We start from the raw sequence: 24,335 nt of genomic DNA on the forward strand, positions 1-24,335 counted from the left end.
GGCATGAGGCGCGTCAGTGCAGCATTCAGCGACCATGGGAAGGCCAGAGAGGTTCTGTCCAACCTCAAAAATCAACCCCAACTTCAGATCAAAGTGCATCAACTCTCGGGATTTGAAGCCCGGATCAATCAGCAAGACGTGGGACAGGGCATCCTGTATGGAACCCTGATCGGAACCTTCATGGGCATCATGGTGGGTCTGGTGGCTTTTCTGGCGGTGGGAGGTGCACTTTCCACTTTGCTGCTGGTCAGTTCGGTGCTCGGGCTCATCAACGGTGCCGTGATTGGCAGTGTGCTGGAGGCGGTCAACAAGAAAGCCCTGATCGAGCAGTGCGAAAAATTGCGCAAAAACGGTGCCCTTTTGATCGAAGTCCACACCGACGATGTGCTGGCCGAAACAGAGGCGCACCAGCAGTTTACCCACCATCAGGGTGTGATTCTGCAAACCAAGTGATCCAACTGACCTCTGTGCTTCAAGGCTTTTGATCGAAGCCATGCAAAGGGAGGACCTCTTAACGGTCCTCCTGTTTTTTGATCGGCTCACACACGTCAGAGGGTTTGCAAGAACTCCAGAGTGACTTTGCGGTACTCTTCGGCCATGCCCGGTTCAGAGAGGGCTCTGGCACCGTGAATGCCCTTTGCAGGGACATGCACCGATTTTCGGATGTCACCCATCAGGTTCAAAAGCTGGTTGGGATAAGAGGTTTCCTCCTGCGGAGAGACCATCAGAACCGGAGCTTTGATGCGAGGCGCAAACTGGATCACTTCCGAAGTCAGGTCCATGTCGGGACTGGCCACCGAGTAGGTCACGATGCCCTGAATTTGCTCTGGGTGGTGCCCGGCATAATCCAGGCTCAGGGACCCCGAGACACTGCTGCCCAGCAACACCACCTGTTTCAGTTGGGTCTTTTGCAGCAACCATTCCACACTGGCCTCAATGTCCAGCAGGGCTTCAAACACATCGTTGTTGCTGGCCTTGGTGAGGTTCTGGCAGCCCAGTTCACTGCCTCCCACACGCAAATCCACAGTGATGGCTGCATAACCTTGCTTGACGAGCACCTCTGGAAAATCGCCGTACTCGCAGGTGTTGCTGCGCATGCTGTGCATCAGAATCAGGGCTGCTCGGGGTGCAGCCTCAGGGGCATAGTACTTCAGGTGAATGCTGGCCCCATCAGAAGCCTTCAGGGTGTGTGCTTCTTGTGCCAGAGCAGGTCCGCAGAGCAATAAGCCAAAAACAAGCCAGTGTTTCATGGGAGACTCCACATGTTGAATTTTGATCCAGATCCAACATAACATTGTTCGCCCAAAAAACAAACATGGGTTTCTGGTGCTTTGAGCGGGATCTCCAAAATCTTGAAAAACCTCAGGCCTCTGGATTTTGCCTTGCCCTCACAGGGCCTGTTGAAGCCTTTTCACCACCGCCTGATGGGCCTCTGTGGGATACCAGGCCTGCTGTCCCACCCGTTCCATTTGCACCTCCAGCACTTTCTGCAACGCCAGAGGAACAGGCAAGGGTTCCAGACTGTCCAGCAAATCGCCCAATTCAGGATGGCTGGTTTCCACCCTCCTGAACACATCCAGGTTGTCCATCCGGTGGTGGGCAGGGGCTCCTTCTGCCACAGGAGCATTCTTGTAGAGGTACAGGAAACTGCGCAGGACCCCGTTCAAGAAGACTTCACGACCAGAGGCCCTTTCCCCTCTGGCATAGCGTCCCATGCAAATGATCGCGCAGGCCAGCACTTTTCCCACATGGTACTGCACATCTTTCTGCTGAGGGGTTTGCGCTCTGGCACAGTGTTTCATGATTTCGGTGACGCTGGATTTGTCTGACATCACCGTGTATGCATTGGCCCGACCATACAGGTACAGCTCGTGCTCACTGAACACAGCAAATTCCAGCAGGTGCCCCTCTTTGCTGATCGCCTGCAAACCATGGTCGGTGTCCCGGAAAGCCAGAGCCACCTCAAAATCCGCAGGAAGCCAACTCAGGTCCTGCCGGATGTGTTCCTCAAAGCCTTCTCGGGCAATCAGAAAAAAATCGTGGTCGCTCCACTGGTCCTGACGGCTGGAATCTGAACTGGAACCCAAAAACACCAATCCCAGCAGATCGCTGTGGGCTTCAACATTGTGGGCCAGTTGCACTTTGAAATCCTGAAATTCCTGTGGGTTCATGGCCTCAGGGTAAACCCTGTCATGGGTCAGGGTTCAAGTTCGGGGCAAGTCTGACATGGGGGGAGGGTTTTCAAGGGCAGAAAGCTGAAGGCAGAAGGCCACGGTGCTTATTGCAGTTTCACAAATGATGTTGGTGGATCTTCTCTTTGGTGGATCTTCTCTGGAGCAATTTCAAAGCACTTCCCGCTGTGAACTGTCTACTGTAGACTGTGAACTTTTTTAAACGAGGACCACAAGCACAACCTCTTCTGTGATTCTGCATTATGCTTTCGGCTTCAAAAGCCATGTGGCCTTTGCCAGAGCATTTTCTGCCCTCAGATTTCGGCCACCTGACAGAAAATGTGGGTCACCCACATCGCACTGTCTTCTTGCTGCCAAGGCCCCACCACAAATTGCTCAAACGTCAGGTCCCCCAGAGCCAACTTGTGCTCCTGAGCATGGCGCACCACCGCCTGATGGGCCAGATGCAACGGCTCATAAGGACCGTAATGGGTGGCTTTCAGGTATTTGCCCTCTGGGACAATCGCGTACTGCAAAGGAAGCTTCACAGGAGATTGGGTGTCAGGAACCTGCATTCCGAAGGTCACCTCGAAGGCCCGAGGATTCAGAACCCTCTGGTGCTCCATCAAGCCCTGCAAACGCTCGGGGTCCAGCAGGTTTTTCTGAATGGCGTACAGTACCCCTCCACTGGCAAGCGGGGTCAGTTTTCGGACCGCTTCAAGGCGGTAACGTTCAATGTCTTTGAGGCCAGAAATGGTGGAATACCCAATCAAAGGCACGTCAGAGAGCCAGACCTCCTCTACGCGGTAACTCTGCTTTTCTTCAGAGATGCGGTCGAGTTGCTCCAGAATCCGCTGGCAAGTTTGAATTTGTTGCAAGACCTGCTGGCGGTGGCGTTCCAGCACCTCACGGGTGGTGTCAGGATGGTTGCTGTCCAAGATGGTGCGGATGTCTTCCAAAGACACGTCCATGGACCGGAACATACGGATCCGCTCCGCGACCTCGAATTGCTCGGGCTGGTAATAGCGGTATCCGGTGTCTGGATCGGTGTAGAGGGGCCGGAACAGACCCACCTGATCGTAAAACCTGAGGGACCGCACCGAAATGCGGGTCAGTTGCGAAAACTTCCCGATGGGGAGCCTGTGGGAGGCACTCAACAGCCCACCTCTGGGACGTGGCATGGGAAAAGGGGCAGGCGCATGGATTCAGTGTACTGGTAAAAAGGCGGAAGGCAGAAAGCAGAAGGCTTTTGAGCACAGCGCTTACCCGCACAAGCGAAAAAACCTTTCAAACATCTGTGTGCTTTTTGCTGACGGCTGACCGCTGAAAGCTGATGGCTTTCTCAAATGCCCTGCCAAAATCCAGACTTTGCACGAAGATTCCCCTCAGCGAATCACAATGCCATCGTCCAGACTGTCAATGATCGCCAGACTGTAAATCTCAATGCCCAGACCTTCCAGCAACACCCGTCCACCTTCAAAGCTTTTCTCAATGATGGTTCCGATGCCGACCAGTTCTGCTCCAGCTTGCTCCACGATGTCCACCAGAGCTTTGATGGTCACCCCTCTGGCCAGAAAATCATCGATGATCAGCACTTTGTCGCCGGGTTGGATGTACTCTGAGCTGACACTCAGGGTCACCACATCTCCTTTGGTCCGACTGACTGCACTGGCCTGATAGGTGGTCCCATTCATGGTCACAGGCTTTTTCTTGCGGGCATATACCACAGGGAGTCCCATCACCAGACCAGTCGCGTAAGCGGGGGCAATCCCACTGACTTCAGCCGTCAGGATGCGGGTGGCCCCGTGGTTTTGAAAGTATGCTGCAAAATGCTCGCCCATCTCTCGGGTGAGCTGGGGGTCCAGTTGGTGGTTGATGAACGCATCCACTTTGAGGATGCCACTCCCGAGGCTCTGGCCATCTTGCAGGATTCGGTCTTTGAGGCTCTGCATGGAGGAAAGTATACCTTTTCGGGGGCATTTATAGGTTCTATGGATGTGCCGTCTGGTGCCGAGGGCCTTGTAGGGGCTACGCGTGCGTCGCCCTGAAGCCGAGAGCCGAGAGCCGAGAGCCGAGAGCCGAGAGCCGAGAGCCGAGAGCCGAGAGCCGAGAGCATCATGTTTCACACGGCAGAAATCGTCAAGGGAAACGTCTGTAGGGGCGCAGCGTGCTGCGCCCTGAATGCATTCGCCAAAGCTTTCTTAGCCCTCGGCTCTGGGCCCTCGGCAACCCCATCAAAAAGTCCCCCTCGTGAGGGGGACAGCCTTAAGCAAAGCGAAAGGCAGGGGGTTACTTGGGCTCGTTGGGCCAGCTGCCCACCACGTTTTTGGCTGCCCATTCCATGGTGGTGAGTTCCTTGACGGACAGGATTTTTCCTTTGGAAACTACGGTTTTGCCGTTGCGGGCCACGATGGGGCCAGTGAAGGGATCGAAGGCAGGCTTGACTTTGCTCATCTGGGCCAGACGCTTCATCACCAGATCGTAGACACTCAGGGTCCCGAGGTCGGCGGTTTTGACTTTGACGCTCTGGAGTTTGGATTTGTAGACCGGGTTGATGACGGTTTTTTCGTCTGCACCCATGCTGACGGCTTTTTCACCAAGCAGGTACCAGTAGTCCACGTTTTGCAGGTTCTTGCTGGTGTAGGTGCCCTTCTGGACTTTCTTGAGGAAGTCGGTGTAGATGACGCTCCAGTCCACCAGCTGGCCGCTGGCCATGGTTTTGGGGGCGTATTTCAGCATGGGGCTGTAGTGTCCGAAGCTGGGGAGGCCTTTCTTGTCGGCGACCTGAGCAACAGTGGGGGTGTCTTCGGTGAAGGCGAAGGCGTCCACACCCTGAGCGATCATGCTTTCGGTGGCTTCTTTGGCGCCGTTGGGGTCATAGAAGCCTTTGAGCCAGGTCACGTTCACGGTGGCTTTGGGGTTGACGGCAGCCACACCCAGAGCGAAGGCGTTGATGTGGCGCTTCACCTCGGGGATGGGCACTGCGGCCACGTAGCCCACTTTGTTGGTCTTGGTGAGGGCTCCAGCGATCATGCCGTTGAGGTAGTAAATCTGGTAGAAGTCGGCCATGTAGTTGGCGATGTTGGGTCCGCGTTCCACACCGGTGGCCCAGCCGAAAATCACATCGGGGTACTTTTTGGCAGCTTCTTTGACGGAGGGGCCATAACCGAAGCTGGTGGCGAAGATGACTTTGGCACCCTGTTTGACCAGTTGGTCGATGTAGGGAACAGCCTGTGCTTCGGGAACGGATTCCACAATCAGGTTTTCCACGCCGAGGGTTTTTTCCACTTCTTTGCGGGCCTGGTCGTGGGCATAGGTCCAGCCGTAGTCTCCGGCGGGGCCAATGTAAATCCAGCCGACTTTGAGTTTGTCTGCGGCCTGAGCGGAACCGATCAGGGCAACGGTGAGGGCGAGTGCAGCAGCTTTCTTCATAACCTTCCTCCTTGGGAATGGGGGCCTGAGGGAATGCGACCTGCCTGACGTTCTAAAGCAAGTCTAAGGGTGGACGAGGGATCGACGGCATCAAAAGACCAGACAGGTCTTTCAACGTTCTCCACGGCGGTAAGGGGTGCCCAGAGCTTCAGGCACGCCTCCGGTGCCTTTTTTGCCCAGAGCGGTAAGGATGAGCACCACAATCACGAACAGGTACGGCATCATGTTGAGGAACTCGGGAGAGATTTTGTCTTGCAGGCGGAAACTCAGCACGTAAAGCGAGCCGAAGAACACCGACCCGAGCATCACGTAGAGGGGGTTCCAGCGTCCGAAAATCACGATGGCGAGGGCAATCCAGCCGACCCCTCCGGTGGTCCCTTGCGTCCATGACGGGCGGTAAGCCACCGAGAAGAAGCCTCCGGCAATTCCGGCCATGAAACCGCCAAAAATCACGGCAGCGTAGCGGATCAGGGTGACGTTGAGGCCCTGGGCATCCACAGCTTTGGGGTTTTCTCCAGCAGAGCGGAGCATGATCCCGAGTCTGCTTTTGTAAAGCAGCATCCACAAAACCACGCCCACCCCAATGCCGATGTAGGTCAGGAGGCTCTGGTCGGTGAACAGCATCGGACCAATGAAGGGGATGTCCTTCAGGACCGGAACGCTGATGTTTTCGAGGGTGTCCAGCAGAGGCTGACCTTCAAAAGGTTTCCCGAGCAATCCGGTGGCTCCGGTGCCCAGAATGGTCAGGGCCAGCCCGGAAACGTACTGGTTGGCCCGCAAGGTGACGGTCATGAGGGCATGCAGGGCACTGAAGAGGGCTCCGGCGATGCCTGCAGCCAGAATGCCCAGCGCAGGGTTTCCGGTGCTGTGCGTGACTGCGAATCCGGTGAGGGCACCCACCAGCATCATGCCTTCCATCCCGAGGTTCACCACACCTGCACGTTCGGTGTAGGTTTCTCCAAGGGCAGCCCAGAGCAGGGGGGTTCCGAAGGCCAGAGCACGGCTCACAATGCCAATCAGCCAGTTATCTTCCATTGCCAGACTCCTTGGCGGTTTGTGGAAGGGGGGCAGGTGCAGCCCGCACCAGTTTGTATCTCAAGAGGGGTTCAGTGGCAATCAAAAGGAACAGCAAGATGCCGTTGAACACGTCCACAATCTGAAAAGGCATTTGCAGGGTCACTTTCATGACATCTCCAGCCGCAAAAATCAGGCCGAAGAACGGCGCAGTGATCAGGACCCCGAGGGGATTTCCTCTGGCCAGCCATGCCACGATGATGGCGGTGTAGCCGTAACCCAGAGAAAGCTGCAAAGGGTCCAGCAGTTTGTGGTGGATGCCTGCCACTTCGCCAACCCCGGCTAGTCCTGCAGCTCCACCGGAAATCAGCATCACCAAGAGGGTGGTTTTCAGGGTGTTCATCCCGAGGTATTTGGCCACCGAGGAACTTTCCCCCAGAATGCGCATTTTGAAGCCTTCTGTGGTGCGTCCCAGAATCCATGCGGTCACCACTGCAAACACGACCGCAATGATCAGGGTGCCCCAGTGCAGGTTGGTGCCGGGCAGGGTGGGCATCCACGCGGCTTCTTTGATGGGATCGGTGTAAGCGTAACCGAAAGCGGTTTTGCCTTTCCACGGTCCCTGAATCAGGTAATTCACCAGATTGATCGCCACGTAGTTGAGCATCAGGGTGGTGATCACTTCATTGATTTGCAACCGGAGTTTCAGCAGGGCCGGAATGAACGCCCATGCAGCACCAGCCAGAAATCCAACCAGCAGCATGACTGGCAGGGTGATGGCATCTGGCATTGGCACAAACAAGCCCACCCCAGCGGCTGCCGTGGCCCCCATCAACAGTTGACCTTCTGCCCCGATGTTGAAAAACAGGGTGCGGAACGCCAGCACCAGTCCCACCCCGATCAGGAGCAAAGGAATGGTGCGCTGCAAGACCGCAGAGAAGCCCGACCAGTCGGTCAGGGTGCCCTGAAACACCGTCTGGTAAGCTTTCAGGGGATTCAGGCCATAAAGGGAGAACACCACACCCAGCAGCACCAGAGCCAGCAGGATGCTGAAAAGCGAGAGCACAAGGGTCCAGCGGTTGCTGGGGGCTTTTCTTTCTTGCAGGACAAAGCCAGCAAAGGTTTTCATGCTTCACCTGCCATCATCAGACCGAGTTTTTCACGCTGGAATGCTGCACGGGTCAGGGTTCCGGTGAAGGTCCCTGCAAAAATCACCACAATGCGGTCTGAGAGGTTCATCAGTTCATCGAGGTCTTCGCTGACCAGCACGATGCCCATGCCCTGTGCCCGTTTTTCCAGCAGCAGTTGGTGCACCTGTGTGGTGGCTCCAATGTCAAGGCCGTAGGTGGGGTGGGCTGCAACCAGCACATCCGGGTTGCTTTCCAGTTCACGGGCCAGAATCAGTTTTTGCACGTTTCCACCACTCAGAAGCCTTGCGCGGGTGTCCGGGGTGGGGGTGCGGATGTCGTACTTCTGGATGTTTTGCAGGGCATGCTCCCGGATGGCTGCGAAATTCATGACGCCGCCTCTGGAATGTGGGCTCTGGTCCATGGCCCTGAGGATCAGGTTTTCTTCCACGGTCAGGTTGGGCACGATGCCGTAATGGTTGCGGTCTTCAGGGACGTGGGAAATGCCAGAGCGGAAAAAAGCTTCTGCACCCTGCCCTTTCATGTCCTTGCCTTTGACTTTGATGTGGCCTTTGGACAGGGGACGCAGGCCTGTAAGCACCTCGATGAGTTCCAGTTGCCCGTTGCCTGCCACGCCCGCCACCCCGAGGATTTCCCCGCCTTGCACGCTGAGGGTCACCCCTTTGAGGGCCGGGGTTCCGCGGTCTGACAGGGTCCACGCATCAGAAAGGTGGATCATCTCCCCTTTCAGGTGGGGGTGTCCGGTGACGCGGGTTTCTTGCAACTCCTCACCGATCATCATGCGGGCGAGGTCGGTCTTTTTGAGGTTTTCGTTTTTGGCATTGCCTGTCACTTTGCCTTTGCGAAGCACGGTGATCTGGTCGCTGATGTCCAGCACCTCATCCAGTTTGTGGGTGATGATCACCATGCCGTGGTCCTGCCGCATGCGTTTCAAAACTGCAAACAGTTCCTGCACCTCCTGAGGGGTGAGCACGCTGGTGGGCTCGTCCAGAATCAGGAAACGTGCACCCTGCAAGAGCACTTTCAGGATTTCAACCCTTTGCTGTTCTCCGGCGGAAAGTTGCCAGACCGGGGCTTTAGGGTCCACTTTCAAGCCGTAACGCTCGGAAAGCTCCACAATCCTTTTGCGGATGCCCGGAATGGGGTTCCAGAACGAGGCCCCTTTGTGGGTGACCTGAGACAGGGCAATGTTTTCTTCAACGGTGTGTGCCCGCACCAGCATGGGGTGTTGGGGCACCAGACCCACCCCGAGGCGAATGGCATCTCTGGGAGAGTCGATTTTGACCGGCTGACCATCCATCAGGATTTCCCCTTTGTCGGGATGGTAGATGCCGTACAGGACGTTCATCAGACTGGTTTTGCCTGCACCGTTTTCACCCAGAATGGCGTGCACCTCGCCCACATTGAGGGTCAGGGTCACGTCATCGTTAGCGATTACGCCAGGGAAAATTTTGGTGATGTGGCTGAGGACAATCTGCTGTGTGGAAACCGCAGTGTTTGACCGCATCAGGAGGGCCTCAAGGGGTCCATGACGGGCTCTGGGCTTTTCAACCCGGTTGTGCCTTGCATCTCTTTCCTTTCAATCCATCTCACGCGACGGATTCCGTGGAACCTCTGGGCCAATTTTGGGGTCCAAAAAAGAACCTGGACTGGCTTCGGGCTTGACGTGAGTCCACTCTCACCTGATTGGACTCAGCGCAAGTCTAACCAGAGGCCAGAAGGCTTGTCAACCGGGCATGAACAACCATGAAGGCAAGATGTCAAGCGTAAACGTTCCCATCGCTTTGGTGAGCAACACCGCACAGAACATTCTGAAATGACATTGGTGCATACAATATGGGTTTTCAAATTCACTTTGTTCTGTACAAGTCTGGTTTTTCAAAAAGGTAATCCACATACAACCACAAAAGCTGAACAATTGGTCCATATACTATACTTGACTCATGAAAAAGCTCCTCTGGTTGGTTCTGTCTCTTTCGATCTCTCAGGTTCATGCGCAAGAAGCACTTTACGATCCCGCTCCTCCTGCCAACAGTGCTTACGTGCGGGCTTTCAATCTGGATGCCAGCAGCACCGAACTGACTGTTGAAAAGAAAAATTACGGCAAACTGAACACCCTGTCTGCCAGTGCTTACCTGATCATTCCTGATGGCAAACAAAACGTTCTGGTGAACAAAGCCTCCCAGAGCCTCAGTTTCAGTGCTGGCAAGTATTACACCCTGCTTTTGCAAGGCGGAAAAGTTCAGGTCATGGAAGACGAGAGCAACACCAACCGTGCCAAAGCCCTGATCACCCTTTACAACCTGACCGACAGCAAAAACGTGGGCCTCAAAACCGCAGATGGCAAAGCCACCGTCTTCAAAGATGTGGAAATCGGCAAAAGCAAATCCCAGGCCGTGAACGGCATCAAAGTGGCCCTGAGCGTCGTGAATGGCAGTGACATCCTGCAAGCCTTCAAAGAAACCCAACTGGAACGTGGTGCAGCCTACAGTGTGTTTGTGACCGGCAGCAAAGGCACTTACAAAGCTGTCTGGGTGCAGTCCACCACCTCCACCAAATAAGGGCTGAAGATGATCTTCAGCTCTTACATCTTCCTGTGTCTGTTTCTGCCCATCTTTCTGGTGCTGTATTACCTGACACCAACCCGCCTCAAGTCTTTGCTCATTCTGGTGGCCAGTTATGCCTTTTATGGTTGGTGGCGATGGGACTTCCTGTATTTGCTGATTGCCATCACGGTGGTCAGTTACGGGTTTGCCTTGGGCATTGAGAAAGCCAGAGATGCCAGACAGGCCAAGTTGCTGGTCACAGTGGGCATCGTTTTGAACCTGTTGGCTCTGGGATACTTCAAGTATGCCAACTTTGGTGTGGACAGCTTCAATGCCATGCTCTCTGCTTTCGGAGGGGTGCCGCTGGAATGGACGCCCATCCTGCTGCCCATCGGTCTGTCCTTCTTCATTTTTCACGCGATCAGTTATCTGGTGGACATATACCGCAAAGAAGCCCAGCCCACCCGCAACCTGATTGACTTCGCAGCCTTCATTGCCCTGTTCCCACACCTGATTGCTGGCCCGGTTTTGCGTTACCACCTGCTCGCCGAGCAATTCCGCAGCCGCACCCACACCTTCGAGAAGTTCTCTCAGGGGGCTTTGCGTTTCATGGTGGGTTTCTGCAAAAAGGTGCTGATCGCAGACAGCATCTCCCCTCTGGCAGATGCCATGTTTGCCCTGCCCAACCCCACCGCAGCAGATGCATGGCTGGGAGTGCTGGCCTACACCCTGCAAATCTACTTTGATTTCAGCGGTTACAGCGACATGGCCATTGGTCTGGCCCTGATGATCGGCTTCAAGTTCCCCGAGAACTTCAACCATCCTTACATCTCCCGCAGCATCACCGAATTCTGGCGCAGGTGGCACATCAGCCTGAGTTCATGGCTCCGTGAATACCTGTACATCTCTCTGGGCGGAAACCGCAAAGGGGTCCTGAGAACCTACTTCAATTTGTTCATCACCATGGTGCTCGGGGGTCTCTGGCACGGCTCCAACTGGACTTTTGTGCTGTGGGGCGTCTGGCACGGTGGGATTCTGGCGCTGGAACGCTACATGGGCAGCAAAAAGCTCTGGAAGCCCCTCCCCCCCATCCTGACCATTCCCGGCACCTTCATTCTGGTCATGATCGGCTGGGTGCTGTTCCGTGCACACAACGTGGGAAGCGCCTTCGAAGTGTATGCAGGCATGTTCGGCCTGAACGGTTTCATGCTCAGTGACGCTCTGGCCTATCAGGTCACGGGCTTGCAACTGGTCACCATGCTGATCGGCCTGATTCTGATTTTTGTGGGTCCATGGTGGATGGACCGCCAGACCAAACTGGAATTCGGTGGGGTGATGCGTGTGACCGGAGTGACCCTGGTGGTCATTCCCCTGTTCATGCTGGCAGCACTCCGTCTGGCTGCTCAGGACTACTCGCCCTTCCTGTACTTCCAATTCTGAGGTGATGTGATGATTCAAGACGTCAAAAACAATGAATCCGTCGCCCAGAGCACCCAGCACAGCCATCCTTCCCTGCAAGTGGTACCGGGCATCTTCATGCTGGTGTTTCTGGTGGCCGGAGCGGTGTTTGCCCTGACCGCCAAGAGCACCCATGATTTTCCCAAAGACAAAGATGTGATCACTGGCGAGTGGGCACTGGCCTACGAAAAAGGCTTCAACAAAGGGTTGCCGTGGCGACAGACCGGGATCAACACCTGGGGGGCCATGGAATACCTTGCCTTCGAGAACGGCAGACCCGGTGTGCTGATCGGCAAAAACAACTGGCTCTTCACCACTGAAGAATTCCAGTTCTTCAAAGACGAAGCCACCGAAACCGCCAGCAAACTGAAATACATCGGGCAGGTCCGGGACCAACTGGCAGCGCAAGGCAGCCAATTGGTGGTGGCCCTGATTCCAGCCAAAGCCAGAGTCTACGAGGATCACCTCGGGCGTTACCCCCTGCCCGAGTACACCCAGAACCGTTACGCATCTTTCCGTGATGCCCTTCTCAAAGCAGGCATCCAGACCCCTGACCTGCTGACCCCCTTGCAGCAAAGCAAAGCTTCTGGAGAGGTCTTCCTGCACACCGACACCCACTGGACCCCTTACGGTGCAGAGGTGGTCGCACAGGCCCTCAAAACGCAACTGGACAGCCTGAATCTGGACCTCCCCAGCACCGCCTTCGAAACCCGTGACGGTGAGGAGATCCAGCACTCTGGAGACCTGCTGAAGTACATTCCCCTCGGATCTTTTCAGGACCGTGGTCCTCAACCCGACCGTTTCACCGAAAAGGTCACGGAGCAGGCTGCATCAGATTCTTCTGCCCTGCTGGGTGATGCCCCAGAGGACGCTTCTGAAAGCCTTCTGGGCGGAGACGAAAGCATCCCGATTGCTCTGGTCGGAACCAGTTACAGCTTCATGGAAAAATTCCACTTTGAGGGTGCTTTAAAGCAAGCCTTACAGGTGGATGTGCTCAACATGGCTCTGGAAGGCAAAGGGCCACTGATTCCCATGCGGGATTACCTGAATTCTTCCGCTTTCAAGGACACCCCTGCCAAAGTGGTGGTCTGGGAAATCCCCGAGCGTTTCATTCCGGTCAAGTACGACCTCGGCAAGTAACTCAAAGTCGCTGTTCGGGCGATGTAAACTCCAAGAGCCATCAGTTTTCAGCCATCAGCGGTCAGCAAGAAGGAAGGTTTTCTTGCTGACCCATTGAGATTGAAAAATCTGAAGAGACTTTGCCTTTTGGTCTTGCTTTTTCGAGAGCAAAAGCCTCTGTGTGGGTTTTTCGCTGACTGCTGATCGCTGACTGCTGATCGCTGACCGCTTCTTCAATTCACCACTTTGGTTTTGTTCTTCATGAAGTCCATCAGCACGTACTGACCAATGTTGTACGGGGTGGTGAAGTAGGCTTTGCCTTTGGTCATCTCGGTGATGCGTCGGACAAAGGAAATCAGATCGCTGTCCTGTGCCAGCATGAAGGTGTTGATCTGGATGCCCTGTCTGCGGCAATTGGCCACTTCGCGCAGGGTGGTCCCGAGCACGTAAGGGTCCAGACCATAAGCATTTTTGTAAATGCGACCATCGGGCAGGGTCAGGGCACTGGGTTTGCCGTCCGTGATCATCACGATCTGCTTCATGTCCTTGTTTTCACGTTTGAGGAGTTGCTGGGCCACCTTCAAACCTTCAGCAGTGTTGGTATGGTAAGGACCGATCTGGGCCTGTGCCAATTGAGAAATCGAAACCACTTCAGCGCTGTCGTGGAACAGCACAAACTTGACCGTATCTCCGGGGTACTGGGTCCGAATCAGGTGCGCCAGAGCCAGAGCCACCTGCTTGGCGGGAGTGAAGCGGTCTTCTCCGTACAGGATCATGCTGTGGGAACAGTCCAGCAAAACCACTGTGGCTGCACTGGAGAAATATTCGGACTGGCGGACCACCAGATCGCTCTCCTGCATTTCAGAGAAGCCCTTGTGAACCACATTTTTGAGGGTTTCGGTGGTGTCCAAGTTGAGGGTGTCACCAAATTCGTAGCTTTTCAGTTCGCCGGTTTGTTCAACGCCAGAGGCATAGTCGCGGGTGTCGTGGCTGCCTGCGCTGGAACGGCCCATGCCGCCCATCAGGTCACGCAGGCTTTTGTAACCCAGAAAATCAATGGCTTTGTTGGTGAGTTCGAAGCGGGATTCTCCTCCTTCACCGGCACCTCCGCCCTGACCGTCTTCAAATTCCTTGCGGATGAATCCGTCTTGCACCAACTGGTTCATCAGGCGCTGGACCTCTTGGCCCAGACGGCTCTGGCGCAGGTCTTCGGATTCCAGGGCTTCGCGGAGCATCTGTTCGGGCACCAGATCCCGGTTGACCAGTGCTTCCAGAATGGCGTCAAAGAGGTCATCCATGCTCGGGCGGGCATTGGGATCCGGGTCAAACCGGTCGTTCATGTCGGCTCCAAGCAGGGCTTCCTGAATCATCTGCATCAGCTCACTGGAGTCCAGAGATTCCAGTTCGGATTCGTACTTGCTGTAGCGCGTTTGCTTCATGGGTCCCCCGTGTGTCTTGATGGTACGTGGTTTTGGATTTGCAAACAGTAGGGGGAGTGGGATTTGCCGCGCATCCCTGAAGTGCTTTTACGCCTCTTCGAGCAAGGCCTCCAACTGCGCTTTGCGTTCGGGGGTGTGGTAGGCTCTGGCCCATCCCTGATCACTGAACACAAAGCTGCCTTCGAGGTCTTCAGAAACCTGCTTTTGCTGGGCATCAAACACAAAAGCACCATACTGAGGCAGGTCCGAAAACACGCTTTCATCCACAAAATCAGGCAGGGCACCCAGCGTTTCAATACGTCCATCCTTATGGTGCAGTACTGCGTAATCGCTCATGGGATAGGTTCCATCGATGGCGTCCACACCAAAATACATCCGTGCAACCCCTCTGGAGGTCAGCCGTTCTGCCAGAGCCTCCAAGCCATATTGAAGCCTCATGTTGTACTCCCACATCTGGGCTTCGATGTCGATTTCGTCTGGCATTTCCTCTGCAAGGAGTTCCCATTCCTCACGCTGCTCTGGGGTGTGGTAGGCACGGGAGTCTCCCTCTGCCACATCAATCAGGCCCCCCTGAAGGTCCTCTTTGACCGAGGCATCCTGAGCATCAAAGACGTAAGCATTGCAGTAAGGCACTTCCACAAACACATCCATGTCCAGCAAAGGATGCCAGTGGGACAGGGTTTCGGTGCGACCATCGGTGTACTCTATGACCGCGTAATCGGCTGCATCGCCTTCATCGTTGTAGAAATTCAGGCCAAAATAAATTCGGGCAATTCCAGCGTCCAGCAATGCTTTTGAGGTGTCTTGCAACACTTGCTGATGCCTCTCGTGAAATCTCTTCAAAGCAGAATCTGACATGGTATTTTTGATTTTAAACAAATTGACGAGGCAAAAAAAGGAGGCCAGAGGCCTCCCCAAAACACATTCAATTCAGTTCCAGCGACCGCCACCTTTAAAGCGGGGCTGTTCAGGCTCTGGTGCGGTGTAAGATTCTTCGGCTCGGGCCAGTTTTTTGCGGCCGTAAAGCCCTTCGAGGACAAATTCGGCAGCACTCAGGCGGTGGGCATCGTTGGCCCCTTCCGAGAGTTGTCCGGCCAGAGGCAGCAGTCCGGGCAGGTTTTTCATGCCGCGCAGGGCTCCCACTTCATCTCCGGCCTGAGGGACTTTGAACACGCCACCTTTTTCAAACCACTGTTCAAGATCGGTGGTGTCGGCACGCACCCGGCGGGCAAACACCTGACCTGCAGCTTTGCGGATGATCTCTTTGGCCACAGTGTCCGCACCTTTGAGTTCACCTTCGTATTCCAGCTCCAGCTTGCCAGTGATGGCAGGAAGGGCCTGATACACGTCAGTCACCCGGGCCACAGGGGCATCCCCGTGTAACAAGGAACGGCGTTCGGTGCTGGCAGCCACCAGTTCGGTCAGGCTGATGGGCAAACGCTGGGACACCCCGGAGAGCTTGTCCACGCGGTTGTCTTCACGGGCTTGAAAGGCAATTTCTTCAATCAGTTCCTGAATGAAGGTGGGCAGGGTCACGCCAGAGGGGGTGTAAGACTCGTTGCGGGTGATGGTCATGCCTTCTTCAACGGTTTTCGGATAGTGGGTGCGGATTTCCGAACCAATGCGGTCTTTGAGAGGAGTCACGATCTTGCCACGGGCAGTGTAATCCTCGGGGTTGGCCGAGAACACCAGCATCACATCCAGAAGCAAACGGATCGGGTAGCCTTTGATCTGCACGTCCCCTTCTTGCAGGATGTTGAAAAGCGCCACCTGCACCTTGGGAGACAGGTCGGCCAGTTCGTTGACGGCAAAGATGGCGCGGTTGGCTCTGGGCAACAGGCCAAAGTGCATGCTGCGCACATCTCCCAGAGAGGTGCCCAGTCGGGCGGCTTTGATGGGGTCCACATCGCCAATCAGGTCGGCGACGGTCACATCAGGGGTGGCCAGTTTTTCCACATAACGGTCATCCCTGTGCCACCAGCGGATGGGCAGGTCCAGACCGTGGGATTGCAGCAAAGCTTTGCCTTCTGCACCAATGGGGTTGAGGGGATCGTCTGGCATGTCGATGCCATCGATGATGGGGATGTACTCGTCCAGCAAGGTGGTGATTTGCCTGAGGATGCGGCTTTTGGCCTGTCCACGAAGGCCCAGCAAGATGAAATTCTGCTTGCTGAGGAGGGCTCCCGTCACCTGCGGGATCACCGAGTCGTCAAAACCTTCAATGCCCGGAAACAGCTTTTCCCGGTTGCGCAGCTTCCCAATCAGGTTCCTGCGAACCTCATCTTTGATGCTTTCGGTCTTGTGGTCAAAAGGCTTGCGTCCAGCGTACTGCGGAAGTTCCAGAAGTTCCCCGAGCGTGTGAGGTTGCAGCATGCCTTACCCTAACACTTTGCCCACAGCAGAACTGTGAAAAAAAGCTGCGGATGGCCGGACAGGGTGAAGCAGGCCACAAAAAAGCCCGAGGGGTCTCGGGCCAGAAACTTGAAGTTGAACCCATTTCAGGGACAGTTGGGCGCGGTGGCAGGGGGGACAGGACAGTTGTCCAGAGGGCCCTGTCTGGGGATGGGCTGGGCAAGCACACTGAACTCTCTGGTGGCAATACGGTTTGGCAAAAGCTTCAGAACCAACTTGACACGGACCGCCTGAATCAAAGCATTGGCAGTGTTTGAAGCCACCCCAACAGCCAGATTGCTGTCGTAATTGCTCTTGCGAGCGGCCACCACCGGTGTGCTTCCCAGATCGGTTGCTGCATTGTCTACAGCATCTGCAACCAGGCCCACAGTGTTGTTCATGAGGGTCAGTGCAGACCAGTTTTTGGAGGGGGTCAGACCTGTTCCAGACTGGGGCCAGTCGAGGCTGGTGTAAACCCTTTCGGTCAAGACATAAGGGCTGACTTTGGCATTGGTTCCCAGAATGCTGGTGTATCCACTGCGGGCCTCAATGTTGTACAACACGGCACAGTAGCGTTTTCTGAGCGCAGGTGGAGAAGGACAATATGGCGTGTTGGATGCCAGCAAAAAAGCCACTGCTGTTTTGCCAGTGGTCACTTGCACAGACGCGGGCAAATCAATGGTTTGTCCGGCCGGGTAAATGTACGTGGCCTGGGAAAGCAACTCGTTCATGCGCACCGTGGACATGCGAACATCTGCAGTGAGATCCGAATACCCCATGATGCTGTTGTTCACCTGGTTTTGCGAAGTGAACAGTTGGACCACAACCGTCAACAAAACACCCAGCATCACCATCGCAATCAGGGTTTCAATCAGGGTAAAACCTTGCCGTATGTTCCGAATCATGTGTGCTCCTCAGGTGGTGGGCGGAACAGGATGCCCAATCCGGATGGAAACGGTGTAATAAACCGCACTTTTGTATTTGATGGTCAGGGTCACTTTGTACAGGATGGGATTGGTGACATAGGTGCCCGAGGTCACCACAGTTCCATCCGGTTTCAAGAATTCCACATTCAGGGGATCCACGGTGTAACCTGCCACAGGAGGTACAGGAACAGCGATGGCATCACGGTTCTCAAATTTGGTGGCATCGCTCCAGTTGATTTTGACCCTTTCCAGAATGTCCTGCGCATAAACCGTGATCTTGCTGCGCTCATCGCTGGTTTTGAAGAGGTTGGCATTGGCTCCGGTCACATAGAAGAACCCAATGGCCACCACAGACAGGATCAACAATGAAACCAGCACTTCAACCAGCGTGAAACCTTTGCTTGACTGTGTTCGCTTCATCGAACAATCACCTTCCCTGTGGTCAACACATACACTGTGCGTGTTCGAGCACCGTTTTTGAGGTTGAACTGGTATTGCTGTTGAGGCAATCCCCGGCTCAAAAAGACAATGTCATTGATCCAGTTGTTGGCTTCTCCATAAGGAAGTTTCAAAGTCCTGATCAAGGTGCTGCTGGAGTCTCGCACTTCAAAGGTGGTGGAGGCCGGCACATAATCCACAAGATAACTCTGGCTGTTGGTCATGGACGCTTCCTGGGTGTCACGAATCAAACCAGCCGTTTTCTCCACCATCTCATTGAGCTGGACTGCTTTCTGGTAAGACTGGTAACTGCCCACACCCAGAGAGAAGAGGATGGTCAGGATCCCCACCAGCACCAGAATCTCAATCAGGGTGTATCCAGATCTCTGCTGTCTCATCAAGGGGTGCCCTTCTCCAGGGTGTACTGTGCGTACATCCTGATTTGCGGATCGATCTGGTTCATTTCTGTCGAAGACACCACCAGTTTTTGACCATTGGTCAGGGTCAGGGTCACCCCTCCATCCGGGTTCACCACCATGTCACTGACCACCTGCATGTTGACGTCCTGAGGAAGATAGTAGGTCTTGTTTTCTTTCACTCCAGGGGTTTCCACCCCTGGAGTCTGGACCGTCAGAAGCATCTCTGAAGCATTTCTGGGAGCCACCGGGGTGGATTGTTCTTTCGGTGTTGATGCAGAAGGCACAAGGCTTGACCGCTGTCCTTCACGCACCATCACCACCACGAACACAACGACGATCACAACCAGCAAAACAGCAATGATTCGGCTGATCTGATCACCACTTTTGTTGACCATCAATTCACCGCCACATCGTCTGCAGTGTTGCCGCTCAGTTGCCATTGTGCGGTCTGTCCAACCTGTCCACCCACCATGTTGAAGCCGTATCCTCCAGCTTGCAAGCGGTGGTCGTAATTCAGGGTCATGGCACAATCTTCAGAATTGGCAGCAATGTTTCTGCATGTGGTGAGGTTTTTCAAGCTGTCGTATCGTGAATTGTTCATCCACCATTCTTTTTGCAAACCGGCAGCCAGCACCCCAATTTCACGGGCAATCATTCCACCATTGATTTCAGCTGGCTTGTTGAGGATCACCCCACCAATGCGCTGGTTGGCATACAGGAAAGCATCCACCTTGGTGACCTGTTTTTTGTAAGACCGGGTGGTGTCCCGCATGAAACGCACCGTACCACCACTGACATCGTAATAACCTGTCACCCCATCCACGTTGCTCACGTTTCCGCTCCCATTTTTCTTGGTGGCAAGCAAGTTGCTGATGGTGGTTGCCGTTGCGCTGGGAACGCCTGCAGCAATCAGCTCAGCCTTCTGGGCAGCGGTGGTGGCGCTATCCGTACCGGTTTTGAACTCGGTGCGCCAGGAACGGTTGGTGTCGTTCTCATAGGTCAGCATTTCATTGGCGTACTGGGTGTCGGTCATCCAGGAGGTGAATTTGGCCGTTGCCCCATTCACCACTCCAGGACGCATGGCCATGGAGTAACCGTCTTGCAAGTCGGTTTGACGTGCCCCTGTTTCAATGAAACGGTCACCATTGGAAACAGGATTGCCCTCGATGTCTTTGCAGTTGCTGTCTGTGTTGTCACACATCACTTCTTCGCCGGTGGTTCTGCTGAAATATTTCTTGCCAGAAAAATTGAACTGGGATTCCATGAATTCGTGGGCCTGCCGGTCATCGGGAGTGCGGGTGTTGGTGCCGTTGAAACGGGTGTAGTCTCCCACAATGATGTTGCCACGTGCAGCAGCACGGACTTCATCTTTTCCTGCAGCAATGTTTTTCTTCGCACAAGCTGTTTTGTCCGAAATGCCAGCACACACCCCTTTGTTGGGCAGATCTGCAGGGTTGGCGGCAACCAGGTTGCCTGCCAGGTACAGGTTGCGACCTGCATAAATTCCGCCTCTGCCTTTGACCACACCTTTGATGATCACATCTCCGGTCACGTAAATGTCCTGGTCAAGCACGATGGGGTCGGTGGGGGTACCCACCAGCACAACATTGCCGTTGTAAACTTTGTCGATGGAAGACACCTTGTTGTTGTTCAAACTGGTGTAGTTGGTTCCAAAAGGCAAGGCAAGAATTCTGCCCGTTCCATCGCCTGTCGTTTTGATGGATCCTGTGGCGTTGGCCATGGCAACAGAGCGTTTGATGGGTGGGAATGCAGGAACACCGTTTTTGTCCTTGGGCAACATGTCCCCTTTGTAATTGGTCTCCACATTGCCATACACTTTGGTGCCGTTGATGTCTTTGGGGCTGCCGGTCAAGTTGCTGCTGTCTGCCAGAGTGGCAGCAGCGCTGTACACCGAACCCTTGATGTTGGAGGTGGCTCCACTTCCAGTTCCTGAGGCGGACACGCCACCGGAAGCATCGTTGCCCCAACCGGGTCTGAATTTCTGGTAGGTTCCCACGTCACCGTTGACCTGGAAGTGACAGAACATGCAGTTGACGGTCTCGGTGAGCATGGCCAATCTGAAGACGTTGCTCTGTCCCAGAGAGATTCGGCGCACCACCGTTTGCTTGTCGTTCCCTCGCTTGACCGTGGCATGGATGTCCACCCAACCATATTCAGCTGTGGGTTCCGACACCCGTTTGACCGTCCAGGCGCCTTTGATCCCACCACCCAGAGCAATCTGGGTGGAATCATAAGTGCCCGCATTGACTTTGCTGCGCAGATCGTTCAGGAAAGTGATGGGGGTTTTGTTGCTGGTTTTCAGGTTATCGTAAAGGGACATTCTGGCCTGCTCAGAGATGCTGTCTGCCAACGAGACCATTTCGTTGCGCACCTGGTTGTTCTTGTTGGCACTGAGTTGCCGCACCACATTGATGCCCACCACTGCGAGAAGGCCTCCAATGATCAGGGTTGTCCACAAAACTGTGACAACGGCTACACCTTGTTGCTTATGTTTACCCATCACTGACACCTCAGGAGTTGATTCATGACAGGGTCTTGTCCTGCACCCTGTCGGCTTACCACATTTTACATTTTCTTAACAGAGATGATCCCATCAAGGCAGACTTCACCCAGAGGGCTGATTCTAGACTGCCTGACATTTGTTTTACAGTCAAGTCTGCACAGTAAAAAAACCCTGACAAAGCGCAACAAACAGGCAAGAACACTCTCTAATCTTTCTAACAATCAGCAAAACCTTTGCTCTGGTGTTCTGATGTGGTGTTCAAAACCACAGCATTTGCCCGAATGTTTTCAGGGCACATCCAGACCAGAACATGAGTTTGCTGCCAGAACACAGAGCCAAATGGAGATTCAAATTCTGGGAATCCTGCAGTGGGGATGCTTTCATCCAGAGCGGGGTGCAGTCACCATGGAGAACTCACGCAAAATCCGATTGGTTTCCGAAAATTGTCGGACCGACACCGAAGCCACCTGCAAGGCTTCCAGATAATTGACCAGCAACTCTGGGTTGGCCACCTTGACCCCTCCGAGATCAAAGCCCCGGATGTCGCTGTTGTCAAACATGGCCACAGGGGTCACTTTGATCTTCAGTCTTTTTTCAAGGATCGCGTTCCGGCCACGAATCAGGCGGATCAGGTGGTCCTGGAGTTCTCCATTGATTTTCAAGTGCATGTTCTGTGCCACCACATACCCCTGAAAAGGCTGCAGGTACACAGCATAAACCCCATACCTTGAGAGCAGGACATAATCAAAATTGATGTCATCCAAACAGACATCTTCCCGGATGAACCAGTTGTCACTCAAGGTGTAGACCCAGTGCGCCATTCGCATGGATGGGGGCACTGGAGGAGGTGTTTCGGGGGTGTCGGGCACATGCACGTCGTTTTTGCGGAAGAACATCACTACACCAGACCTCCGCCCCACCAGAGAACAGCAGGGTGTGGATACTCCTTGTTTCAAATCTTAAAACATGCTTACTCAAGAGTATATCTCTCTTCAGCCAGACTTCAGCCTACCCCATCGGGGTAGGCTGAGTTCAAGATTGAAAGGGTTGCAAAGCACGTTCACTCAGGCTGAAATTGACCATACTTGCCACGAAAGTACAAAAGAGCGTCCTGTTCTGTGTATCGCGCGTAAGTGATCTCCCCTATGAACAGGGTGTGGTCGCCTGCCTCCACCCTCTGGTGGGTCTTCAGAACCAGATTCACCAGAGCACCTTCCAGAACTGGAACCCCCTCGTGTTCCGTGAACTCAGGTTCCTGGGTGTGCAGTTTGCCTGCGAAGTGGTTGCTCCAGTGGGCCTGATCCTGTGCCAGAATGCTGATGCCAAATTCTTCTGCATTCAGGAGTTTGTCGTGCATGCGGGCTTTTTTGGCCACCGAAACCAGCACCAGAGGAGGATCCATGGAGACACTGACAAAGGCACTGGCGGTCATGCCGTGAACCTGACCTTCTTGTTTGCAAGTCACGACAGTGACCCCACTGGGGAAGCGGCCCAGACTGGCCCGGAAATGGTTGGAATCAATGGGATGAAACATGCTCCACAGCATAAACCCCTGCACGGTACCGCAAAGGGAATCAACTCACAGGCGCAGGGTCAATGCAAACGTGGCTGTTCAGACAATACAAACAGACCCATCAGCAGTCAGAAGGAAATTCTTTGTGATATCCCTTGAGCTTGATCAGCCTGAGAGGACTGGGACTTTGGATTGTTGCTCCCTACAGCAACATCCTCTGGGTGGGCTTTTTCCTGAACGCTGATGACTGATCGCTGAACGCTTTTTCAGGGGATGGACCAAAATTCAGACTTTTACCTTACCCTACCCACACGCATCTAAACAGCACCAGAGGGGGAGGTTTTGCTGGCTTTCTGGGCCACATGCTCCCGAACTTCCGAAATCACATAGGTGCAGGCTTCCACACAGGGAATGTTGCCTGGCACACCATCGAGAAAAGTCTGGTAAAGCTGCTCGCCATACCAGAGCCTGCTCTTGAGGCAAAATCCGCAGATCTTCTTGCTGACCACATCCACATCTTTCAAGGTGGCCTGCTGCACTCTGGCATAAATACCGGTCTGCCTGCGTGCTGTGCTGATCCATGGGGTCACCCTCAGGGCACCTTTCTGGTACAGGTAGGTGTCTTCCAGCACACTGGGGTACACATAAGAGATGGCCCGGCGGAAATCCGCTTCATTGAACACCCCTTTCCACCCTCTGGGCAAGTTGCGGAAGGTATGCACGGGGCGGTACTCTCCGGCATCCGACATCCGGACCAGATCCCGAATGGACTCTGGAGCCACAAAGACCTGAAGCTGGTCCTTGCCTTCATCGAGCATGTGCTGGAGGGTGAACAGGCCCACATCATGGCGGATCAAGACCTCTCCCAGACGCATGCCCTGACGGGCCAGATGCAGAAAGGTGTCCCATGCCGCTTCTTGCTCCGGGCTGGGTTCCCCAGAGGCTGAGGTGTTGTGCCATGCATCGCGGGCCATGTCCAGAATCACATCTGTGACCATGGGGTGGGTGCCCACAGGCAGCCCATAATGCACGGAGTGGTTTTCAAACTCCGTCACTTGCCCTGTCAGGCCGAGATCCTCGGGGATGGTTTCGCGGGTGTGCCAGCCTTCGGCGGTGAAAAACGGCACCATGATGACATTTCGGGTGGTGAAGAGGGTCTCCCAGGTGTCCACTTTGGGGTCTTCATCCAGAAACAGGGCATGCACTTCTTTGAAGAGGCCCCGTTCACGGATGCGGTCCCGGTTCTGGTAAATCACCCGGTTGCTGTTCTGGTTGCGGGTGGTGCCATGCCCAATGATCAAAAGGCCAGTGTCCTCTGGGTTGAACTCTGGGAAAGCCTCATGGGCACGGGCCAGAATCACATCGGTCATGCGGGGGTGCACCCCATAAGGCAGGGTGTAACGCACTGTTTTCCCCCCGAGTTGGCGGGTGATGCCCTGCACAGGCACAGGGCCAGAGTGCCCGAGGTTCAGTTCTCTGGGGATCACCGTTTCTGTGAAGTACCCCTCGCTGATGAACATGGGGATCACGGTGACATCGGAGTAACGGGTGGTGCGCAGGACCTGCCTGAGGGAGGGTTCTTCTTTCCAGTACCCTTCGATGACCTCGCTGAAAACGCCTGCCTGACGGATCAATTCTGCATAGTGATAGACCGCCTGGGCGGAATCAGGATTGAGATGTGAGCCGTGTCCGATCAGCACCAGTGAACGCATGGTGTCCATTCTACCCGAAGGCAGGGAAAGCCCACAGATGGGGCTATGCTTTTTGACCGATGCTGAAACCCTGCGGAATGCCAGT

23 protein-coding genes are annotated in these 24,335 nt (G+C 54.6%); 4 read left to right on the forward strand and 19 right to left on the reverse strand.

The genetic code is table 11. The annotated features are described in order from the left end of the window. The first annotated feature begins 3 nt into the window (after positions 1 to 3). Positions 4 to 453: a hypothetical protein gene (locus Q371_RS23460; RefSeq protein ID WP_034345570.1), complete on the forward strand. Its 450-nt coding sequence runs from the start codon at positions 4 to 6 to the stop codon at positions 451 to 453. Positions 454 to 548: 95 nt separating this feature from the next. Here the strand turns inward: Q371_RS23460 and Q371_RS23465 are convergent, their stop codons facing one another. The 8 genes from Q371_RS23465 to Q371_RS23500 form a co-directional block, all read right to left on the reverse strand. Beyond that, positions 549 to 1,250, reverse strand: a complete 702-nt coding sequence (locus Q371_RS23465) for an alpha/beta hydrolase (protein WP_034345572.1) — start codon at positions 1,248 to 1,250, stop codon at positions 549 to 551. 138 nt (positions 1,251 to 1,388) lie between these two features. Continuing rightward, positions 1,389 to 2,171, reverse strand: a complete 783-nt coding sequence (locus tag Q371_RS26280) for a hypothetical protein (protein WP_051965158.1) — start codon at positions 2,169 to 2,171, stop codon at positions 1,389 to 1,391. A gap of 314 nt (positions 2,172 to 2,485) precedes the next feature. Continuing rightward, positions 2,486 to 3,328: a MerR family transcriptional regulator gene (locus Q371_RS26285; RefSeq protein ID WP_169743919.1), complete on the reverse strand. Its 843-nt coding sequence runs from the start codon at positions 3,326 to 3,328 to the stop codon at positions 2,486 to 2,488. Positions 3,329 to 3,556: 228 nt separating this feature from the next. After that, positions 3,557 to 4,123 (reverse strand): xanthine phosphoribosyltransferase, encoded by a 567-nt coding sequence (xpt, locus tag Q371_RS23480; RefSeq protein WP_034345574.1) that lies wholly within the window; start codon positions 4,121 to 4,123, stop codon positions 3,557 to 3,559. A gap of 337 nt (positions 4,124 to 4,460) precedes the next feature. Next, a complete protein-coding gene (locus tag Q371_RS23485) occupies positions 4,461 to 5,603 on the reverse strand; it encodes a BMP family ABC transporter substrate-binding protein (protein ID WP_034345576.1) in 1,143 nt (380 codons plus the stop codon). Positions 5,604 to 5,714: 111 nt separating this feature from the next. After that, positions 5,715 to 6,638: an ABC transporter permease gene (locus Q371_RS23490; protein WP_034345577.1), complete on the reverse strand. Its 924-nt coding sequence runs from the start codon at positions 6,636 to 6,638 to the stop codon at positions 5,715 to 5,717. Continuing rightward, a complete protein-coding gene (locus Q371_RS23495; protein WP_034345580.1) occupies positions 6,628 to 7,746 on the reverse strand; it encodes an ABC transporter permease in 1,119 nt (372 codons plus the stop codon). Before Q371_RS23495 ends, Q371_RS23490 begins: the two co-directional genes overlap by 11 nt. After that, on the reverse strand, positions 7,743 to 9,272 hold the full coding sequence (locus tag Q371_RS23500) for an ABC transporter ATP-binding protein (protein ID WP_034345582.1): 1,530 nt from the start codon (positions 9,270 to 9,272) through the stop codon (positions 7,743 to 7,745). The genes Q371_RS23495 and Q371_RS23500 overlap by 4 nt, the downstream gene beginning before the upstream one ends. Positions 9,273 to 9,708: 436 nt before the next feature. Here Q371_RS23500 and Q371_RS23505 point away from each other — a divergent pair, with 436 nt between their 5' ends. Genes Q371_RS23505 through Q371_RS23515 form a run of 3 tightly spaced genes read left to right on the forward strand, consistent with a single transcriptional unit; the run spans position 9,709 to position 12,909 of the window. Continuing rightward, positions 9,709 to 10,326 (forward strand): alginate O-acetyltransferase AlgF, encoded by a 618-nt coding sequence (locus Q371_RS23505; protein ID WP_034345584.1) that lies wholly within the window; start codon positions 9,709 to 9,711, stop codon positions 10,324 to 10,326. 9 nt (positions 10,327 to 10,335) lie between these two features. Continuing rightward, positions 10,336 to 11,751 carry an MBOAT family O-acyltransferase gene (locus Q371_RS23510; RefSeq protein WP_034345586.1) on the forward strand — a complete coding sequence of 472 codons (1,416 nt, stop codon included), beginning with the start codon at positions 10,336 to 10,338 and terminating at the stop codon, positions 11,749 to 11,751. A 9-nt stretch (positions 11,752 to 11,760) separates the two neighbouring features. Further along, entirely contained in the window at positions 11,761 to 12,909 is a 1,149-nt protein-coding gene (locus Q371_RS23515; RefSeq protein ID WP_051965160.1) for an alginate O-acetyltransferase, read from the forward strand. Positions 12,910 to 13,121: 212 nt separating this feature from the next. Here Q371_RS23515 and Q371_RS23520 read toward each other — a convergent pair whose 3' ends face one another. The 11 genes from Q371_RS23520 to Q371_RS23570 all read right to left on the reverse strand — a co-directional run bounded on the left by Q371_RS23520 (position 13,122) and on the right by Q371_RS23570 (position 24,250). After that, positions 13,122 to 14,327: a vWA domain-containing protein gene (locus tag Q371_RS23520; RefSeq protein ID WP_034345588.1), complete on the reverse strand. Its 1,206-nt coding sequence runs from the start codon at positions 14,325 to 14,327 to the stop codon at positions 13,122 to 13,124. Between the two features lie 87 nt (positions 14,328 to 14,414). After that, the gene (locus tag Q371_RS23525; protein WP_034345590.1) at positions 14,415 to 15,185 is read right to left on the reverse strand and encodes a hypothetical protein; all 771 of its coding nucleotides are present in this window, start codon (positions 15,183 to 15,185) and stop codon (positions 14,415 to 14,417) included. 72 nt (positions 15,186 to 15,257) lie between these two features. Continuing rightward, a complete protein-coding gene (locus tag Q371_RS23530) occupies positions 15,258 to 16,700 on the reverse strand; it encodes a sigma 54-interacting transcriptional regulator (protein ID WP_034345593.1) in 1,443 nt (480 codons plus the stop codon). A 125-nt stretch (positions 16,701 to 16,825) separates the two neighbouring features. Then, positions 16,826 to 17,623, reverse strand: a complete 798-nt coding sequence (locus Q371_RS23535; RefSeq protein ID WP_034345595.1) for a PulJ/GspJ family protein — start codon at positions 17,621 to 17,623, stop codon at positions 16,826 to 16,828. 9 nt (positions 17,624 to 17,632) lie between these two features. Beyond that, a complete protein-coding gene (locus Q371_RS23540) occupies positions 17,633 to 18,064 on the reverse strand; it encodes a prepilin-type N-terminal cleavage/methylation domain-containing protein (protein WP_034345597.1) in 432 nt (143 codons plus the stop codon). Then, positions 18,061 to 18,480: a hypothetical protein gene (locus Q371_RS23545; protein WP_034345599.1), complete on the reverse strand. Its 420-nt coding sequence runs from the start codon at positions 18,478 to 18,480 to the stop codon at positions 18,061 to 18,063. Before Q371_RS23545 ends, Q371_RS23540 begins: the two co-directional genes overlap by 4 nt. Beyond that, positions 18,480 to 18,896, reverse strand: a complete 417-nt coding sequence (locus Q371_RS23550; RefSeq protein ID WP_034345601.1) for a hypothetical protein — start codon at positions 18,894 to 18,896, stop codon at positions 18,480 to 18,482. Before Q371_RS23550 ends, Q371_RS23545 begins: the two co-directional genes overlap by 1 nt. Continuing rightward, a complete protein-coding gene (locus tag Q371_RS23555; protein WP_157442918.1) occupies positions 18,896 to 21,022 on the reverse strand; it encodes a hypothetical protein in 2,127 nt (708 codons plus the stop codon). The genes Q371_RS23550 and Q371_RS23555 overlap by 1 nt, the downstream gene beginning before the upstream one ends. A gap of 383 nt (positions 21,023 to 21,405) precedes the next feature. Continuing rightward, entirely contained in the window at positions 21,406 to 21,921 is a 516-nt protein-coding gene (locus tag Q371_RS23560) for a hypothetical protein (RefSeq protein ID WP_034345605.1), read from the reverse strand. Between the two features lie 164 nt (positions 21,922 to 22,085). Further along, on the reverse strand, positions 22,086 to 22,559 hold the full coding sequence (locus tag Q371_RS23565) for a flavin reductase family protein (protein WP_051965202.1): 474 nt from the start codon (positions 22,557 to 22,559) through the stop codon (positions 22,086 to 22,088). A 296-nt stretch (positions 22,560 to 22,855) separates the two neighbouring features. Next, a complete protein-coding gene (locus Q371_RS23570) occupies positions 22,856 to 24,250 on the reverse strand; it encodes a CbiX/SirB N-terminal domain-containing protein (RefSeq protein WP_034345608.1) in 1,395 nt (464 codons plus the stop codon). Positions 24,251 to 24,335 lie beyond the last annotated feature (85 nt).

This window comes from Deinococcus misasensis DSM 22328 (genome assembly GCF_000745915.1).
Taxonomy (GTDB): Bacteria; Deinococcota; Deinococci; order Deinococcales; family Deinococcaceae; genus Deinococcus_C; species Deinococcus_C misasensis.